The 20556-nt window shown below is 74.4% G+C and carries 2 protein-coding genes; both read right to left on the bottom strand.

The window, feature by feature from the left end:
• Positions 1-56 precede the first annotated feature (56 nt).
• Positions 57-5348, bottom strand: a complete 5292-nt coding sequence (locus tag ACFVYA_RS01350) for a type I polyketide synthase (RefSeq protein ID WP_387041047.1) — start codon at positions 5346-5348, stop codon at positions 57-59.
• Between the two features lie 9 nt (positions 5349-5357).
• Positions 5358-20546, bottom strand: coding sequence for an SDR family NAD(P)-dependent oxidoreductase (locus ACFVYA_RS01345; RefSeq protein ID WP_387041044.1), 15189 nt, complete (start codon positions 20544-20546; stop codon positions 5358-5360).
• Positions 20547-20556: the final 10 nt, after the last annotated feature.

Genomic DNA, 20556 nt, shown 5'->3' with positions numbered 1-20556 from the left:
ACGTGTGCTCGCTTTTCGGGGGTCCGGGTGGCGAAACCCCGGATGTCACGGCGGTTTCAGTCGAGCCCGTCGACGAGGGCGAACAGCTCCTCGTCGCTGGCCGTGTCGAGATCGTCGGACGGGCCCGGCCGGGCCTCGGCCGCCTCGGCGGCCTTGAGCAGTTCCCGCAGCCGCGCGGTGATCCGGTCGCCGTCCGGGGCGCCGGCGGCCGCGATGGCCGCCTCCAGCCCGGCGAGCCCGGCCAGCACCGCGTCGGCCGGGGACGCCTCGTCGACGCCGAGTTCCGCCCGCAGGTGCCGGGCCAGCGCGAGCGGGTTCGGGTGGTCGAAGACCAGCGTCGCGGGCAGTTTCAGCCCGGTCGTCTCGCGCAGCCGGTTGCGCAGCTCCACCGACGTCAGCGAGTCGAACCCGGCGTCCTTGAACGCCGCGTCCGCGCGGACGCCGGAGCTGTCGGCGTGCCCGAGCACGACGGCGACCTGGCCGCGGACGAGGTCGAGCAGCAGCGCTTCCTGTTCGGCCACGGTGAGCCCGGCCAGCCGGCGTTCCAGGCCGCCGTCCTCGGTGGCCGCCGCCCGCGCCGCCTGCCGGCCCGCCCGGACCAGCCCGCGCAGCAGGTGCGGCACGGTGCCGCCCGCGGCCGCGTCGGCCCGCACCTCGCGCAGGTCGAGCTCGATCGGCACCAGCAGCGCCTCTCCGGCCGCGAGCGCCGCGTCGAACAGCTCCATGCCCTCGGCGGACCCCAGCGCCCGGACGCCGCCGCGGCCCTCGCGCCGGCTCATCCGGGCCAGGGTGAGGTCGTCGATCGTGTCCGCCATGCCGGTGAGCTGCTCCCACGGGCCCCAGGCCAGCGAAAGCCCGGGCCGGCCCGCCGCGCGGCGGGCGGCCATCAGGCCGTCGAGGAAGGCGTTCGCCGCCGCGTACCCGCCGCTGCCCGCGCCCATGAAGATCGAGGAGGCGGACGAGTAGGCGATGAACGCGTCGAGGTCGAGGTCGCGGGTCAGCTCGTCGAGGTGGCGGACCGCGTCGACCTTGGGCGCGAACACCTTGGCCAGCCGCTCCCGGGTCAGCGCCCCGGTGACACCGGCGTCGAACACGCCCGCCGTGTGCACCACCGCGGTCAGCGGGTGGTCCTTCAGCAGCGCGGCCACCTGGTCCCGGTCGGAGACGTCGCAGGCGGCGACCGTCACCTCGGCGCCGTGCCCGGTCAGCTCGGCGACGAGGTCGTCGATGCCCTCCGCGTCCCGGCCCCGCCGGCTGGCCAGCACGAGCCGCCGCACGCCGTGCCGGGTGACCAGGTCGCGGGCCGCGAGCGCACCCAGCGTCCCGGCGCCGGAGACCAGGACCGTCCCGTCCGGACGGAACGTCAGCGGGGCTTCCGCCGGTTCGGTGACGCGGGCGAGCCGCGGCACCGAGAACGTCGTGCCACGCAGCGCGAGCTGCGGCTCACCGGTCGCCAGCACCGCTTCCAAGGGCACTTCGCCATCGGTGTCCAGCAGGACGAACCGGCCGGGGTTCTCCGCCTGCGCGGCCCGGACCAGCCCCCACACCGCGGCACCCGCGGGGTCGCGCACCACACCGTCGCCGGCGGGCACCGCACCCCGGGTCACCACGACCAGCCGGGCTTCGTCGGCCGCGTCGGAAAGCCACGTCTGCACGGCCTCCAGCACCCGGCCGGCCAGTTCCAAGGGCTCCGCACCGACGGCTTCGAGCACCTCGGCCCGATCGACGGGCACCGCAGTGTCCACAGTGGGCAGTTCGGCCCAGTCCACCCGGTAGAGCGAGCTGGTGCGCGCGGTGTCCAGCCGGTCGAGCGCCACCTCGCGGAGGATCAGCGAGTCCATGGTCAGGACCGGGGCGCCGGTCTCGTCGGCGGCCTCGACGGTCAGCGCGTCCGGCCCGCCGGGCGCGACGCGGACCCGGAGGCCCGCGGCCCCGGCGGCGTGCAGCGCCAGCCGGTTCCACGAAAACGGCATCACGGACTTGCCGGGCACGCCGGACGCGGCCGCGGCGATCGTCCCGGTCTGCAGGGCCGCGTCCAGCAACGCCGGGTGCAGGCCGAACCGGGCGGCGTCCTCCCGCCGGTCGCCGGGCAGGGCGACCTCGGCGAACACCTCGTCCCCGCGCTGCCACACCGCCCGCACGCCCTGGAACAAGGGCCCGTACGCGTACCCGCGCTCGGCGAGGTCGGCGTAGAAGCCGCCGATCTCGACGCGCTGCCCGTCCGGCGGCGGCCACGCGGTGAAGTCGAAGCCGGGGCCACCCGCAGGGGTCGCCGACACTGTGCCGGTCGCGTGCCGGGTCCACACGTCGTCGCGCCGGGAGTGGACGTCCACCGTGCGCGCGCCGTTCTGGTCCGGGCCGCTCACCGTGACCTGGACGTTCACCCCGCCCTGCGCGGGCACGACCAGCGGCGCCTCGGTCACGAGTTCGTCCAGGACCGGGCAACCGGCCTCGTCGCCGGCCCGCACGGCCAGCTCGACCAGCCCGGTGCCGGGGAACAGCACCACCCCGCCGATGGTGTGGTCGGCCAGCCACGGGTGCGTCCGCAGCGACAACCGCGAGGTGAAGACCAGGCCGTCCGACTGCGGCAACCGGACGACCGCGCCGAGCAGCGGGTGCGCCGCTTCGGCCTGACCGAGCGAGACGGCGTCCGCCCGCGCGGCCGGCTGGAGCCAGAAGTGCTGGTGGTCGAAGGCGTACGTCGGGAGGTCCACGCGCGCGGGCGGCACCAGCGTGGCCCAGTCCACCCGCACACCGCGGACGAACAGCTCGGCCATCGAAGTCAGCAGGCGACGCAGGCCGCCGTCGTCACGCCGGAGCGTCCCGGTGACGACCGCATCGGTGAGCTCGCTGATCGGCTGCACCAGCACCGGGTGCGCACTGACCTCGACGAACACCCCGTGCCCCTGCTCGATCAGCGCGGCCACCGCCGGGCCGAACCGGACCTGGTTGCGCAGGTTGCGGTACCAGTACCCGCCGTCGAGGACGCCGGCGTCCCGCACCCGGTCGCCGGTGACGGTGGAGTGGAACGGCACGTCCGGGGCCCGCGCCGTGATCCCGGCCAAGGTCTCGGCGAGGGTGTCGCGGATGTCCTCGACGTGCCGGGTGTGCGAGGCGTAGTCGACCGCGACCTGCCGGACGCGGACGCCGTCCCCGGCCAGCACCTCCAGGGCCTCGTCGAGGGCCTGGGCGTCACCCGCGATCACCACCGAGGCGGGGCCGTTGACCGCGGCCACCTCGATCCGGCCGTCCCACCGGGCCAGCCGCGCGGTGGCCTCGGCTTCGCTCAACGCGACCGACGCCATGCCACCGCGGCCGGACAGCCGCGCCGCGATCGCCTGGCTGCGCAGGGCAACTACCTTCGCGGCGTCGTCGAGGGTGAGCGCCCCGGACACGCAGGCCGCGGCGATCTCGCCCTGCGAGTGGCCGACGACGGCGTCCGGCCGGACACCCACCGACTCCCACACCGCGGCCAGCCCCACCATCACCGCGAAGCACGCGGGCTGCAGCACCTCGACCCGCTCCAGGTCACCCTCGCCACGCAGGACGTCCAGCAGCGACCAGCCGGTCCACTGGTCCAGCGCGGCCGCGCACTCCTTGATCCGCTCGGCGAACACCGGGGACGCGTCGAGCAGTTCCCGGCCCATGCCGGCCCACTGCGTCCCCTGTCCCGGGAACACCCAGACGACCTTGCCCGGTTTGCCCGCGCTCCCGGTCACGACACCGGGCGCGGCTTCACCGCGCGCCAGCGCACCGAGCCCGGCCGCGGCTTCCTCGTCCGAACCGGCCACCACGACCGCGCGATCCTCGAGCAGCGCGCGCCCGGACACCAGCGCGCCGGCGAGGCTCGCCAGTGGCACGTCCACCCCGGTCAGCCGTTCGGCCTGACCGGCCAGGGAACCCCTGCCGCGCGCGGAGACCACCAGCGGCACGACGTCCGCGGGAGCCGGCACGGGCGCGGCGGGCTCCTCCGGCGCTTCCTCGATGATCAGGTGCACGTTCGTGCCGCTGACCCCGAACGACGACACCCCGGCCCGGCGCGGCCGGTCGCCGCGCGGCCAGTCGCGGCTCTCGGTCAGCAGTTCCACCGCGCCTTCGGACCAGTCCACCTGCGAGGTGGGCTCGTCGACGTGCAGGGTCGGCGGCATGACGCCGTGCCGCAGCGCCTGCACGACCTTGATCACGCTCGCCACGCCCGCGGCCGCCTGCGTGTGCCCGATGTTCGACTTGAGCGAACCGAGCCACAACGGCGTCTCCCGCTCCTGGCCGTAGGTCGCCAGCAACGCCTGCGCCTCGATGGGATCGCCCAGGCTCGTCCCGGTCCCGTGCGCCTCGACGAGGTCCACATCGGACGGTCCGAGGCCGGCGTCGGCCAGCGCTGCGCGGATCACGCGCTGCTGCGAAGGGCCGTTCGGAGCGGTCAGGCCGTTCGACGCGCCGTCCTGGTTCACCGCGCTGCCGCGCAGCACGGCCAGCACCCGGTGGCCGCGCTCGCGCGCCACCGAAAGCCGCTCCAGCACGAGCACGCTGATGCCCTCGGCCAGCACCATGCCGTCGGCGCCCGAGGCGAACGCCTTGCACCGCCCGTCGGTGGCCAGGCCCCGCTGCCGGGAGAAGACGACGAAGGAGTCGGGGCCCGACATCACCATCGCGCCGCCGGCCAGGGCCATCGAGCAGTCCCCTCGACGCAGGGCCTGCGCGGCGAGGTGCATCGCCACCAGCGACGACGAGCACGCCGTGTCGATCGTGACCGCCGGCCCCTCGAACCCGAAGACGTAGGACACCCGGCCCGAGGCCACGCTCGACGCCAGCCCGGTGCCCGCGAAGCTCTGCATCTCCGGCCCGGCCAGGCCACCGCCGTAGCCCGACCCGCCCGCGCCGGTGAACACGCCGACGTCGGTGCCCTGCAACGAGGCCGGGTCGAGGCCGACGCCTTCCAGCGCCTCCCAGGACGCCTCCAGCAGCAACCGCTGCTGCGGGTCCATGGCCAGGGCCTCGCGCGGCGAAATCCCGAAGAAGCCGGGGTCGAACAGGGCCGCGTCGTGGAGGAAGCCACCCCGATCGGTGTACGACGTCCCCGCGTGGCCGGGGTCCGGGTCGAACAGGGTGTCCAGGTCCCAGCCGCGGTCGGTGGGGAACCCCGACACGGCGTCGCCGCCCTCGGCCACCAGCCGCCAGAGGTCGCCGGGCCCGGTGACACCACCGGGCAGCCGGCAGGCCATGCCGACGATGGCGATCGGCTCGCCGGCCGCGTCGGCGAGCTGCCGGTTCCGCTTCTTCAGCGTGCCGACCTCTTCGAGCGACTTCCGCAGCGCCTCGACGACCTTTTCATACGACGCACTCACCACTTGCCCCAATCACTCGTCGCCGAAAGCCAGTTGCACGAGGTCGTCGACGCCCAGGTCGGCGATCGACCGCTCCTCGCCCGCGTCCTCGGCCGCGATGGACGCCAGCGCGTGCCGCAGCCGGTCGTCCGCCTCGTGCCCGTTCCCGTTGCTCTCCGGGACCAGCCGCGCCCCCAGGTAACGGGCCACCGCAAGGGGATTCGGGTAGTCGAACACCAGCGTCGCGGGCAGTTTCAGGCCGGTCGCCTCGCGCAGCCGGTTGCGCAGTTCCACCGACGTCAGCGAGTCGAACCCGGTGTCCTTGAACGCCGTGTCCGGGCGGACGGCCTCCGGCCCGTCGTAGCCGAGCACCACCGCGACCTGCCCGCGCACCAGGTCGACCAGCACCGCCGCGCGCTCGGCCACCGGCAGCCCGGCGAGCCGCCCGGCCAGCCCACGGTCCACAGTGGACGCCGACCGCGCCTGGGTCCGGCTGGGCCGGACCAGACCGCGGAACAGGACCGGAACCGTGCCCGCCCGCATGGCCGCCAAGTCCAGCTTGATCGGCACCAGCAGGGAGTCGGCCATCCGCAGCCCCAGGTCGAACAGCGCCAGGCCCTCGGCCCGGGTCAGTTCCAGGACGCCGTTGCGGCTCGCCCGCGCGTGGTCGACGTCGCTGAGGTGGGCAGCCATGCCGCTGCTGCGTTCCCAGAGGCCCCAGGCCAGGGACAGGCCCGGCAGGCCCGCGGCCCGGCGACTCGCCATCGCCGCGTCCAGGAAGGCGTTGGCCGCCGCGTACGGACCCTGTCCCCCGCCGCCCATCACCCCGGCGACGGACGAGAACACGACGAACGCGCCGAGGTCCCGGTCGCGGGTCAGCTCGTCGAGGTGAATCGCGGCGGTGACTTTGGCCGCGTACACGTTCGCCAGCTGATCGGGCGTCAGCGCCTCGATCACGCCGTCCTCGAAGACGCCCGCGGTGTGCACCACCCCGGTCAGCTCCGGGAGGTCCGCGAGCAGGGCGGCCACCTGGTCGCGATCCGAGACGTCACAGGCGACGAAGGACACGTCCGCGCCTTCGCCGGTGAGCTCGGTGATCAGGTCCTGGGCGCCCTCGGCGGCCAGGCCCTGCCTGCTGGCCAGCACCAGCCGGCGCACGCCGTGCCGGGTGACCAGGTGCCGGGCGACCAGCGCGCCCAGCGATCCGGCGCCCGAGACGAGGACCGTCCCGTCCGGGTCGAACGCGGCGGGCGCGTCCGCGATCCGGGTGGCGCGGGCGAGCCGGGGCACGAAGACCGTCGTCCCGCGCACCGCGAGCTGCGGCTCACCGGAGGCCGGCACCGCGCCCAGCGGAACTTCGCCGTCGGTGTCCAGCAGGACGATCCGGTCCGGGTGCTCCGCCTGCGCGGACCGGACCAGGCCCCACACCGCGGCCGCGGCCGGGTCGGTCAGGGTGTGGTCGCCGCCCGCGGGCACCGCGCCGCGGGTCGTCACGACCAGCCGGGATTCCTCGAGCGCGGGCGCGGCCAGCCACGCCTGCACGACTTCGAGGGCCCGGGAGGTGACGGCCAAGGCGTCCGCACCGGCGGCTTCCCAGACCACCACCGGTGGCACGTCCGCCTTCTCCGCCAGGGCTACGACGTCGTCGGCGGTGTCCACCTGCCGCCACGGCGGCGGTTCCGCACCCGGCACGGCGGGCAGTTCGGTCCAGTCGACGCGGAACATCGCGTCGTGGCCCGTGTCGGCCGCCGCGCCCAGCTGCTCGGCCGAAACCGGCCGGGACACGAGCGATGCCATCGTGAGGACCAGGTCGCCGGTTTCGTCGGCGGCTGCCACGGAAAGCGCGTCCGAGCCGCTGGGCGAGAGCCGGACTCGCAGGGCCGAAGCACCTGCGGCGTGCAGGACCAGGCCGTTCCAGGCGAACGCGAGCACCGGTTCTCCGGGCTCGCCGCCGACCGTGGCGGCCTGCAGCGCCGCATCGAGCAGCGCCGGGTGGACGCCGAACCGGCCCGCGTCCTTGCGCAGGTCCTCGGGCAAGGCGACCTCGGCGAAGACGTCACCGCCGCGGCGCCAGACCGCCCGCAGCCCCTGGAACGCCGGCCCGTACCCGTACCCGCGCTCGGCCAGGTCGGAGTAGAAGGTCTCGACGTCGATGCGCTCGGCGTCCGCGGGCGGCCAGGCGTGGAAGTCGAACTCGGGCGCCTGGCCCGGCGCCGACGACAGCACACCGGTGGCGTGCCGCGTCCAGCTCCCCGTGCCGCCGTCGCGCTGGGAATAGACGTCCACCGCGCGCGTGCCGGTCTCGTCCGGGCCGCCCAGCGCGACCTGGACCCGGACCGCGCCTTGGGCGGGCACGACCAGCGGCGCCTCGATGATCAGCTCGTCGAGGGCGGTGCACCCGGCTTCGTCGCCGGCGCGCACGGCCAGTTCGGCCAGCCCGGAGCCGGGGAGGATCACCACGCCGCCGACCGCGTGGTCGGCGAGCCACGGGTGCGTCCGCACCGACAGCCGCGAGGTGAACACCAGGCCGTCGGACTGCGGCAGCTCGACGACCGCGCCCAGCAGCGGGTGGTCGGCCGCCGCCTGGCCCAGCGAGGCCGCGTCGGTCGCGGACTCGGCGGGCCGGAGCCAGTAGTGCCGGTGGTCGAAGGCGTACTTGGGCAGGTCGACCCGGGCCGTCCGCGGCAGGACCGCGGTCCAGTCGAGCGGGACACCCCGCACGAACAGCTCGGCCATCGACGTCAGCAGGCGGCGGAGGCCACCGTCGTCGCGTCGCAGCGACCCGGTCACCACCGCGTCGTCGCTGAGTTCACCGAGCGGCTGGACCAGCACCGGGTGCGCGCTGACCTCGACGAACACGCCGTGGCCCTGGCGAACGAGCGCCGCCACCGCCGGCCCGAACCCGACCCGGTTGCGCAGGTTCCGGTACCAGTAGCCGCCGTCCACGACCCCGGCGTCGGTGATCCAGTCACCGGTCAGCGTCGAGAAGAACGGCACCGCCGGGGCCTGGGCTTCGATTCCGGCCAAGGTTTCGGCCAGCAGGTCCTCGATGGCTTCGACCTGGTTGGTGTGGGACCCGTAGTCCACGGCCACCCGCCGGACGCGGATTTCCTGACCGGACAACGCTTCGAGGACCTCGTCGAGGGCGTCGGCCGCCCCGGCGATCACCACGGAGGTGGGGCTGTTGACCGCGGCGACCTGGACCCGGTCGGCCCACGGCGCCAGCCACGCGGTCGCGTCTTCTTCGCTCAACGCGACCGAGGCCATGCCACCGCGGCCGGCCAGCCGGGTGGCGATCGCCTGGCTGCGCAACGCGACCACCTTCGCCGCGTCCGGCAGCGACAACGCCCCCGACACGCAGGCGGCGGCGATCTCGCCCTGCGAGTGGCCGACGACGGCATCCGGGCGGACACCTGCCGATTGCCACACCGCGGCCAGGCCGACCATCATCGCGAAGCTCGCGGGCTGCACGACGTCGACGCGATCCAGCAGATCGGACTCGCCGCGCAGCACGTCGAGCAGCGACCAGTCGATCCACGGCTCCAGCGCGGCCGCGCACTCGGCGACCCGCTCGGCGAAGACCGGTGAGGAGTCCAGGAGTTCCCGACCCATGCCCACCCACTGCGAGCCCTGGCCGGGGAAGACCCAGACGAGCTTGCCCGGCGAGCCCGCCCGCCCGGTGATCACGGCAGCCGAACCTTCGCCGCGGGCCAGCGCCTCCAGGCCCGTCACGGCTTCTCCGCGGGAGCCCGCGACGACGACCGCGCGTTCGCTCAGCGCGGCCCGGTCCGTCACCAGCGCCCGGGCCACGCCCGCCAGGGGTACGTCACCCCCGGCGAACCCGGCGAGCCGGCCGGCCTGAGCGGCCAGGGAAGTCGTGCTCCGCGCGGAAACCACGACCGGCACCACCGGAACCTCGGGTGTGGGCACCGGTTCTTCGGCGGGGGCCTCTTCCAGGATCAGGTGCGCGTTCGTCCCGCTGACGCCGAACGCGGACACCCCGGCCCGGCGCGGGCGGCCGGTGCGCGGCCACTCGCGGGCTTCCGTCAGCAGTTCGACCGCACCGGCGGACCAGTCCACCTCGGGAGTCGGCTTGTCGACGTGCAGCGTCGGCGGCAGCACCTCGTGCCGCAGCGCCTGGACCATCTTGATCACGCCCGCGACGCCCGCGGCCGCCTGCGCGTGCCCGATGTTCGACTTCAGCGACCCGAGCCACAACGGCGTCTCGCGATCCTTGCCGTACGTGGCCAGCAGGGCCTGCGCTTCGATCGGGTCACCCAGGGTCGTCCCGGTCCCGTGCGCCTCGACGACGTCCACATCGGACGGTGTCAGCCCGGCGTTCACCAGCGCCCGGCGGATCACCCGCTGCTGCGAGGGCCCGTTCGGCGCGGTCAGGCCGTTGGACGCGCCGTCCTGGTTGACCGCGCTGCCGCTGAGCACGGCCAGGATCCGGTGGCCGCGTTCCCGCGCCACCGACAGCCGCTCGAGGATGACCACGCCGACGCCCTCGGCCCAGCCGGTGCCGTCGGCCGCGGCGGCGAACGCCTTGCAGCGCCCGTCGACGGCGAGGCCACGCTGGCGGGAGAACTCCACGAACGCGCCGGGGTTCGCCATCACCGTCGCGCCACCGGCCAAGGCCATCGAGCACTCGCCCTGCCGCAGCGACTGCGCGGCGAGGTGCATCGCGACCAGCGAGGACGAGCACGCCGAGTCGATCGTCACCGCCGGGCCTTCGAACCCGAACACGTACGACACCCGGCCGGAGGCCACGCTCGACGACCCGCCCGTGCCCGCGAAGCCCTCCAGCTCCGGCGTGACGACGCTGTCCCCCGGCGCGACATAACCCTGGCCGAACATGCCGGTGAACACGCCGACGTCGTCGCCCTTCAGCGAAAGCGGGTCGACCCCGGCGTCTTCCATGGCCTCCCAGGAGGCCTCCAGCAGCAGCCGCTGCTGGGGGTCCATGGCGACGGCCTCGCGCGGCGAGATCCCGAAGAAGCCCGCGTCGAAGAGCCCCGCTTCGTGCAGGAACCCGCCGTGCCGGGTGTAGGTCTTGCCCGGACGGGCCGGGTCGGGGTCGTACAGGCTGTCGGTGTCCCAGCCGCGGTCGGTGGGGAAGCTCGACACCGCGTCCCGGCCTTCGGCGACCAGCCGCCAGAGGTCCTCGGGCCCCGCAACCCCGCCCGGCAGGCGGCACGCCATCCCGACGATGGCGATCGGCTCGTCGAGGTCGGCTTTCGCGGCCGCCGTGACCACCGGCGTCTCCGCCGCGCCACCGAGTTCGTCACGCAGGTGGCGGGCGAGGGCCTGGGGGTTCGGGTAGTCGAAGACCAGCGTCGCGGGCAGCTTCAGCCCGGTGGCGGTCCGCATCCGGTTGCGCAGCTCGACCGCGGTCAGTGAGTCGAAACCGGCGTCCTTGAACGCCGTGTCGACGCGGACGGCACTCGCGTCGGCGTGCCCGAGCACGGCCGCCACCTGCGCCCGGACGAGGTCCAGCAGCAGCGTCAGCTGGTCGGCCGGGGCGAGCCCGGCCAGCCGTCCGGCCAATCCGCTGTCCGCAGTGGACGCCGTACGCGCTTGCTGCCGCCCGGTCTTGACCAGGCCGCGCAGCATGTGCGGCACGGCCCCGCCCGCGCGGAGGTCCAGCTTCGCCGGCACCAGCAGCGACTCGCTCGAGCCGAGGGCGGCGTCGAACAGGTCCATGCCCTCGTCCTGCGTCATGATCTGCAGGCCCCCGCGACGGCTCATCCGGGTGCGGGTGGCCTCGTCGGTGTTGGCCGCCATGCCGGTGCTCTGGTCCCACAGGCCCCACGCCAGCGACAAGCCCGGCAGCCCGGCCGCCCGGCGGTGGGCCATCAGGCCGTCCAGGAACGCGTTCGCGGCCGCGTAACTGCCGCTGCCCGCGCCCATGAACACGGCGGAAACCGAGGAGTAGACGACAAAAGCGTCGAGGTCCCGGTCGCGGGTGAGTTCGTCGAGGTGGGTGGTGGCCGTGACTTTGGGCGCGAACACCCCGGCCAGCCGCTCGCGGTCGAGCGTTTCGATGACGCCCGCGTCGAGGACACCGGCGGTGTGCACCACGGCGGTGGGCCGGTGCTCGTCGAGCAGGGCCGCCACCTGGGCGCGATCGGAGACGTCACACGCCACCACGGACACGTCCGCGGCCAGCTCGGCGACCAGGTCGGCCATGCCATCGGCGGCCGACCCCCGACGACTCGCCAGCACCAGCTTCCGCACGCCGTGGCGCTCCACCAGGCGCCGGGCCACCAGGCCGCCGAGCGCGCCGGCGCCCGAGATCAGGACCGTCCCGTCCGGGCGGAACACGGGCTCCCCGCCCTGTTCCGCGCGAGCGAGGCGGGGCACGAAGAACTTCCCGCCGCGCACCGCGATCTGCGGCTCGTCACCCGCCAGGACCGGGATCTCGCTGTCGGTGTCGATCAGGAAGATGCGGTCCGGGTTCTCCGCCTGCGCGGCCCGGACCAGGCCCCACACGGCCGCACCGGCGGGGTCGGTCACCGCACCGTCACCGGCGGGCACCGCACCGCGGGTCACCACGACCAGCCGGGCGTCGTCGGCCGCGTCGGCGAGGAACCGCTGCACGGCTTCCAGGACGCGAGCAGTCAGTTCCAGGGGCTCCTCGCCGAAGGCTTCGAGCACCTCCACCTGGCCCGACGGCGCGACACTGTCCGCAATGGACAGTTCGGTCCAGTCGACCCGGTACAGCGATCCGGCGCGAGTCTTCCCGGCCGAGAGTTCCCGGCCCACCACCGGACCCGCGGTGACGACCAGGCCACCCGTTTCGTCGGCTGCTTCGAAGGAGACGCCGGGCACCAGCCGGACCCGCAGCGCCGAGGCGCCCGCGGCGTGCAGGACCAGTCCGTGCCACTCCGCCGGCTGCTCGCCGGCCGCGAGGACCGGACGCAAGGCCGCGTCCAGCAGCGTCGGGTGGATGCCGAACGCGCCGGCGTCCTGTTCCTCCGGCAGGGTGACCTCGGCGAAGATCTCCTCTCCGCGCCGCCAGAAGCCGTCGACCTGCTGTGCGCCGGCCGGCGGCCAGACGGTGAAGTCGAACGGCTCGTGCGCCGGAGCCGTCGCCGACAGGTGCCCGGTGGCGTTCCGGGTCCAGTCCTCGTCGCCTTCGCGCTGCGAATACACCTCGACCGTGCGCTCGCCGGGTCCGCTCAGCGTGACCTGCACGCGCAAGCCCCCGCTCTCCGGCAGCACCAGGGGCGTCTCGACGGTCAGGTCGTCGACGACCGGGCACCCGGCTTCGTCACCGGCCCGCACGGCCAGCTCCACCAGCGCGGCGCTCGGAACGCCGTCGGCCAGCCACGGGTGCGACCGCACCGACAGCCGCGCGGTGAACACGAGCCCGTCGGACTGCGGGAGCGGCAGGACCGCACCCAGCAGCGGGTGATCGGCGCCGGCCAGCCCGAGCGCGGGCGCGTCGGCCGCGGCGGGCGGGCTGAGCCAGAAGTGCTGGTGGTCGAAGGCGTAGGTCGGCAGCTCGACGCGCGCGGGCGGCGCCATCGTGGCCCAGTCGACCGGGACACCCCGGACGAACAGCTCGGCCATCGACGTCAGCAGCCGCCGCGGGCCGCCGTCCTGCCGCCGGAGCGTCCCGGTGACCACCGCGTCGACCTCGGTGCCATCCACGACGTCGGCGATCGGCTGGACCAGCACCGGGTGGGCGCTGACCTCGACGAACACGCCGTGGCCCTGAGTCAGCAGCTCGGCCACGGCCGGGCCGAAGCCGACCTGGTTGCGCAGGTTCCGGTACCAGTAGCCGCCGTCGACGACCCCGGAATCGGTGATCCACTCGCCGGTGACCGTGGAGTAGAAGGGCACCATCGGCGCCTGCGCGGTGATCCCGGTCAGGGTCTCGGCGAGGGTGTCCTGGATGTCCTCGACATGCCGGGTGTGGGACGCGTAGTCCACCGCCACCCGCCGTGCTTCGAGTGCTTCCACGGCCTCCGTCAAAGCTTCGGCGTCGCCCGCGATCACGACCGAGGACGGGCCGTTGACCGCGGCGATCTCGACGCGGCTGTCCCACGGCGCGAGCCGGGCGGCCGCCTCGTCGTGGCTCAGCTGGACCGAAGCCATGCCACCGCGCCCGGACAGCTGCGCCGCGATCGCCTGGCTGCGCAGCGCGACCACCTTCGCCGCGTCCTCAAGGGACAGTGCACCCGCCACGCAGGCCGCGGCGATCTCGCCCTGGGAGTGGCCCAGCACCGCGTCGGGCACGACGCCCACCGAGGCCCACACAGCCGCGAGCCCGACCATGACGGCGAAGCTCGCGGGCTGAAGCACGTCGACCCGGTCGAGCAGGTCGGTCTCGCCGCGCAGGACGTCCAGCAGGGACCAGTCGATCCACGGCTCCAGCGCGGCCGCGCATTCTCCGATCCGCTCGGCGAACACCGGGGACGCGTCCAGGAGCTCCCGGCCCATGCCCGCCCACTGCGTCCCCTGGCCGGGGAACACCCAGACGACCTTGCCGGGCATCCCCGCGCTGCCGGTCACCAAGCCGGTCGCGCTTTCGCCGCGCGCCAGCGCCGTCAGCCCGTCCCGGGCCTCCTCGGCCGAGCCCGCCACGACGACGGCCCGGTCGGTCAGGGTCGCCCGGGTCGACAGCAGGGCACCCGCCACGCGGGTCAGCGAGACGTCGCCGTCGAGGAACGCCGCCAGCCGTCCGGCCTGGCCCGCCAGGGAACCGGTGCTGCGCGCGGACACCACCACGGGCACCACGCCGTCGGGTACGTCCGCCTCGGGAGTCTCCTCGGCGGGCGCCTCTTCGAGGATCAGGTGCGCGTTGGTGCCGCTGATGCCGAACGACGAGACGCCGGCGCGGCGCGGGTGGCCGTTGCGCGCCCAGTCCCGGCCCTCGGTCAGCAGCTCGACCGCGCCCGCGGACCAGTCCACCTGCTTGGTGGGTTCCTGCACGTGGAGGGTCGGCGGCAGGGCGTCGTGCCGCAGCGCCTGGACCATCTTGATGACGGCCGCCACGCCCGCGGCCGCCTGGGTGTGGCCGACGTTCGACTTCAGCGAACCGAGCCACAGCGGCTTTTCCGGGTCGCGGTTCTTGCCGTAGGTGGCCAGCAGCGCCTGGGCCTCGATCGGGTCGCCCAGCGCGGTCCCGGTGCCGTGCGCCTCGACGACGTCCACTTCGGACGGCTGCAGGCCGGCGCCGGCCAGCGCGCTGCGGATCACCCGCTGCTGCGACGGCCCGTTCGGCGCGGTCAGGCCGTTCGAAGCGCCGTCCTGGTTGACCGCGCTGCCGCGCAGCACGGCGAGGACCCGGTGCCCGCGTTCGCGGGCCACCGAGAGCCGTTCGAGGACGACGATGCCGACGCCCTCGGACAGGACGGTGCCGTCCGCGCCGTCCGCGAACGCCTTGACCCGGCCGTCCTCGGCCATGCCGCGCTGGCGCGACATGCCGATGACGCCGATCGGCGAGCCCATCACGGCGACGCCACCGGCCAGGGCCATCGTGCACTCACCCTGCCGAAGTGCCTGCGCGGCCAGGTGAATCGCCACCAGCGACGACGAGCACGCCGTGTCCACCGTGACCGCCGGGCCCTCGAACCCGAAGGTGTAGGACACCCGGCCCGAGGCCACGCTGCCCGCGGTGGCCGTGGTGACGAAGCCTTCGAGTTCGGCGGGCATGTTGCTCAGGGACTCGAGGTAGTCGTGGATGGAGACGCCGGAGAAGACGCCGACGGCGTCGCCGCGGGCCTTCGTCGGGTCGATGCCCGCGCGCTCCAGGGCTTCCCAGGACGCTTCGAGCAGCAGGCGCTGCTGCGGGTCCATGGCCAGGGCTTCGCGCGGCGAGATCCCGAAGAAGCCCGGGTCGAACAGCGCGGCCTCGTGCAGGAAACCCCCTTGGCGGATGTACGCGGTGCCCGGGCGTTCCGGGTCGGAGTCGAACAGGCCGTCCAGGTCCCAGCCGCGGTCCTCGGGGAAGGCCGACATGCCGTCGCGGCCCTCGGCGACCATCCGCCACAGGTCGTCGGGGCTCATGACGCCGCCCGGGAGCCGGCAGGCCATGCCGACGATGGCGATCGGCTCGCCCGCGTCCGCGACGGCCGCCACCGGCGCCGCGGGCGCTCCGGCCACCGTTTCGCCGAGTTCCTCGCGCAGGTGACGGGCGAGCGCGACCGGCGTCGGGTAGTCGAAGACGAGCGTGGCGGGCAGCTTGACACCCGTCGCCGCGCTCAGCCGGTTCCGCAGCTCGACCGCGGTCAGCGAGTCGAAGCCGAGGTCGCTGAACCCGCGGGTGCCCTGGGCCAGCTCGGGGGCGTTGAAGCCGAGCACGGCGGCCGCCTCGGCCTGGACGATGCCCAGCAGCACCGCTTCCTGCTCCTCGGCGGGCCGCCCGGCGAGCTTGTGGACCAGGCCGCCACCGCCGCTCGCGGCGGCCGTGCGTGCCACGCGACGGCTCGCGCGGACCAGGCCGCGCAGCAGGTGCGGGACCTCCCCGCCGGCGGTGGCCTGGCTGCGCAGGGTCCGCAGGTCGAGCTTGATCGGGACCAGCAGGGCCTGCTCGGCCTGCAGGCCGATGTCGAAGCTGTCGAGAGCTTCGGCGGGTGTCATGGCCAGCACGCCGCCGCGGCTCATCCGGGCCTGGTCGGTGGCGCTGAGGTGCGCGGTCAGGCCGTCGGCCTGCTCCCACAGGCCCCACGCCAGGGACACGCCGGGCAGGCCCGCCGCGCGGCGCCCGGTCATCAGGCCGTCGAGGAAGGCGTTGGCCGCCGCGTAGTTGCCCTGGCCGGCCGAGCCCATCAGCGCGGCCGCGGACGAAAACACGACGAACGCGTCGAGTTCGAGGTCGCGGGTCAGCTCGTCGAGGTGCTGAACGGCATCGACCTTCGGGGCGAACACCCCGGCCAGCCGCTCCCGGTTCAAGGCCCCGATGACACCGTCGTCCAGCAGGCCCGCCAGGTGCACGACGCCGGTCGGGCGGTGCTCGGCCAGCAGCGCGGCCACCTGGTCCCGGTCGGAGACGTCGCAAGCCACCACGGACACCGACGCACCCTGCCCGGTCAGCTCCGTGATGAGCTCTTCGGCGGCCACCCCTCGACGACTCGCGAGCACCAGGCGCCGGACGCCGTGGCGGGCGACCAGGTGCCGGGCCACGAGACCGCCCAGCGAGCCGGTGCCGCCGGTGAGCAGGACCGTCCCTTCCGGACTGAACACGGCGGGTGCCTCGGGCACTTCACCGGTGGCTCGAGACAGCCGCGGGACGGAGAAACTGTTGTCGCGCACGGCGATCTGGGGTTCACCGCTGCCCAGCACGGCAGCCAGCGGAACGTCACCGTCGGTGTCCACGAGGATGATCCGGCCGGGGTTCTCCGCCTGCGCGGCCCGCACCAGACCCCACACCGCGGCACCGGCCGGGTCGGTCACCTCGCGCACGGCGCCGCGGGTCACCACGACCAGCCGGGCGTCGTCGGCCGCTTCGGCGAGCCAGGTCTGCACGGCTTCCAGCACCCGGCTGGTCAGGTCCAGGGGCTCCCCGCCCACGGCTTCGAGCACCTCGACGTGGTCCGCGGGCGCGTCTTCGGCCCGGGGCAGCTCGACCCAGTCCACCTGGAACAGCGAGTCGCGCTCTTCGCCCGCCGCCGTCTCCAGCTGCGCGGCCGACACCTCGCGGGACACCAGCGAATCCATGGTGACGACCAGGCCACCGGTCTCGTCGGCGGCCTGGAACGTCAGCGCGTCCGGACCGCCCGGCGCGACCCGCACCCGCAGCGCGGACGCACCGACGGCGTGCAGGACCAGGCCGTTCCACGCGAACGGCAGCACGTTGCGGTCGTCGTCCGGGTTGGCGAAGGCGTTCGTGTGCAGGGCGGCGTCCAGCAACGCCGGGTGGAGGCCGAACTTCCCGGCGTCCTCGCGGTGGTCGTCGGGCAGCGCGACCTCGGCGAACACCTCGGTGTTGTCCCCACTACCGCGCCGCCAGACCGCCCGCATGCCCTGGAACGCGCCGCTGTAGGCGTACCCGCGCTCGGTCAGGTCGGCGTAGAAGTTCTCGACGTCGATCGGCTGCGCCCCGGCGGGCGGCCAGGCGGCGAAGTCGAAGCGGCTCGGTTCCCGGGACGTCGACGCTCCGAGGAGACCGGTCGCGTGCCGGGTCCATTCGTCACCGTCTTCCCGCAGGGAGAAGACGTCCACCGCGCGCGAACCGGTTTCGTTCGGCCCGCTCACCGCGACCTGCACACGGACGCCGCCACGCTCGCCGAGGACCAGCGGCGCCTCGATCACGAGCTCTTCCAGGACGCCGAAGCCGAGCTCGTCACCGGCGCGCAGCGCGAGGTCGACGTACACCGTGCCGGGGATGAGCACGACCCCGCCGATCGCGTGCCCGGCCAGCCAGGGGTGCGACTTCAGCGACAGCCGCGAGGTGAAGACCAGCCCGTCGGACTGCGGCAGCGGGACGACCGCGCCGAGCAGCGGGTGCTCGGCGCCGGCCAGGCCCAGCGACACCGCGTCGGTCGCCGACCCGCCCATCCGCAGCCAGTAGTGCTGGTGGTCGAAGGCGTACGTCGGCAGCTCGGCCCGGCGGGACGGCGGCAGCACGCGGGACCAGTCCACGGTCACGCCGCGCACGAAGAGCTCGGCCGCCGAGGCCAGCAGGCGCCGGAGCCCGCCGTCCTCGCGCCGCAGCGTCCCCGTCACCACGGCTTCGGTGTCGTCGACGAGTTCGTTGATCGGCTGGACCAGCACCGGGTGCGCGCTGACCTCCACGAACACCCGGTGCCCCTGCTCGACCAGGTCGGCCACGGCCGGGCCGAACCGGACCTGACGACGCAGGTTGCGGTACCAGTAACCGCCGTCGAGCACGCCGGCGTCTTCGACCCAGCCGCCGGTGACGGTCGAGTAGAACGGCACTTCCGGGGCCTGTGCGCGGATTCCGCCCAGCATCTCGGCCAGTGCGTCGCGCGCGGCTTCGACGTGCCGGGTGTGGGAGGCGTAGTCCACCGCCACCCGCCGGATCCGGACGCCCTGGTCGTCGAGCGCGTCGAGGGCTTCGTCCAGCGCCTCGGCGTCCCCGGCGATCACCACCGAAGACGGCCCGTTGACGGCCGCGACCTCCACGCGGCCCGCCCACGGCTCGAGCCGCGCGGCCGCGTCCTCTTCGCTCAACGCGACCGAGGCCATGCCGCCGCGACCGGCCAGTGAGGCGGCGATCGCCTGGCTGCGCAACGCGACCACCTTCGCCGCGTCCTCCAGGGTCAGCGCCCCGGACACGCACGCGGCCGCGATCTCGCCCTGCGAGTGGCCCACCACGGCCTCGGGTTCGACGCCCAGCGAAGCCCAGACCGCGGCGAGCCCGACCATCACGGCGAAGCTCGCCGGCTGCACCACGTCGACCCGGTCCAGGAGGTCGGCGTCGCCGCGCAGCACGTCGGTCAGCGACCAGTCGACCCACCGCCCGAGCGCGGTCTCGCACTCGGCGATCCGCGCGGCGAACACCGGAGAGGCGTCCAGGAGCTCCCGGCCCATGCCGGCCCACTGCGTCCCCTGCCCCGGGAACACCCACACGACCTTGCCCGGCGCACCCGAGCCGCGGCCGGTGAGCAGGCCGGGGGCGCTTTCTCCGCGGGCCAGTGCCTGCAGCCCGGTCACAGCTTCTTCGGGGGAACCGGCCACCACGACAGCGCGCTCGCTGAGCATCGCGCGGCCGGACACCAGCGTCCCGGCGACATCCGCCAGGGAGACGTCGCCGACCTCGGCCAGCCTACCGGCCTGGGCCGCCAGCGAAGCGGCGGTCGCCGCCGACACCACCAGCGGGACCACCCCCGCGGGCGCCGGCTCTCCGGTCACCGGCTCGTCCTCGGGCGCTTCTTCGAGGATCATGTGCGCGTTCGTGCCGCTGGCGCCGAACGACGAGATGCCGCCCCGGCGCGGGTGGCCGTTGCGCGGCCACTCCCGGCTTTCGGTCAGCAGCTCGATCGCCCCGGCCGACCAGTCCACCTGCGGCGTGGGCGCGTCGACGTGCTGAGTCGCCGGGAGCTGCCCGTGCCGCAGCGACTGCACCATCTTGATCACGCCGGCCACGCCGGACGCCGCCTGCGTGTGGCCGACGACGGACTTGACCGAGCCCAGCCACAGCGGCCGCTGCGGGTCGCGGCCCTGGCCGTAGGTGGCCAGCAGCGCCTGCACCTCGATCGGGTCGCCGAGGACCGTGCCGGTGCCGTGCCCCTCCACCGTGTCCACATCGGACGGTGACAGCCCGGCGCCGGCCAGTGCCTTGCGGATGACCCGCTGCTGCGCCGGGCCGTTGGGGGCGGTCAGGCCGTTCGACGCGCCGTCCTGGTTGACCGCACTGCCGCGGATGACGGCCAGCACCTGGTGCCCGCGCTCGCGCGCCACCGACAGCCGCTCCAGCAGCAGCACCCCGACGCCCTCGGCCCAGCCGGAGCCGTCGGCGGCCGCGGCGTAGGACTTGCAGCGTCCGTCGAAGGCCAGCGCCCGCTGCCGCGCGAAGCCGACGAACCCGCCCGGCGTGGCCATCACGGTCGAGCCGCCCGCGAGCGCCATCGAGCATTCACCGCGGCGAAGTGCTTGTGCGGCCAGGTGGATCGCCACGAGCGAGGAGGAGCACATGGTGTCGACGGTGACGGCGGGGCCTTCGAGCCCGAGCGTGTAGGCGACGCGGCCGGAGGCGACGCCACCCGCGGTGCCCAGGGCCCGCTCCAGGCTCATGAACCCCTCGAACCCGCTGAGGTCGGGGGCGTAGTCCTGGTGCACGACCCCGGCGTAGACGCCGATGTCGCTGCCCCGCACCGAATGCGGGTCGATGCCGGCCCGCTCGAGGGTTTCCCAGGACACCTCCAGGAGCTGCCGCTGCTGGGGGTCCATGGCCAGCGCCTCGCGCGGCGAGATGCCGAAGAACCCGGCGTCGAACTGGGCCGCGTCCTGCAGGAAAGCGCCCTCCCGCACGTACGTCGTACCGGGGTTGTCGGGGTCCGGGTGGTAGAGGCCTTCGACGTCCCAGCCACGGTCCTCCGGGAAGCCGGTGTAGACGTCGGCGCCTTCCGACACCACCCGCCAGAAGTCCTCCGGGCCGCGGATCCCGCCCGCGTAGCGGCAGGCCATGGAGACGATCGCGACGGGCTCCGCGGCGGCCGCGGCGAGCGCGCTGTTCTCCTGCTGAAGCCGGACGTTCTCCTTCAGCGAAGCGCGCAGTGCGTCAACGATCTGCTCGTTCGGCGCGGACATGTTCTTCCTC

It is taken from the genome of Amycolatopsis sp. NPDC058278, from assembly GCF_042881395.1.
Classification (GTDB): Bacteria; Actinomycetota; Actinomycetes; order Mycobacteriales; family Pseudonocardiaceae; genus Amycolatopsis.
Note: the sequence above shows the minus strand (reverse complement) of the source record. Positions and strands in the feature narration are given on the sequence as shown.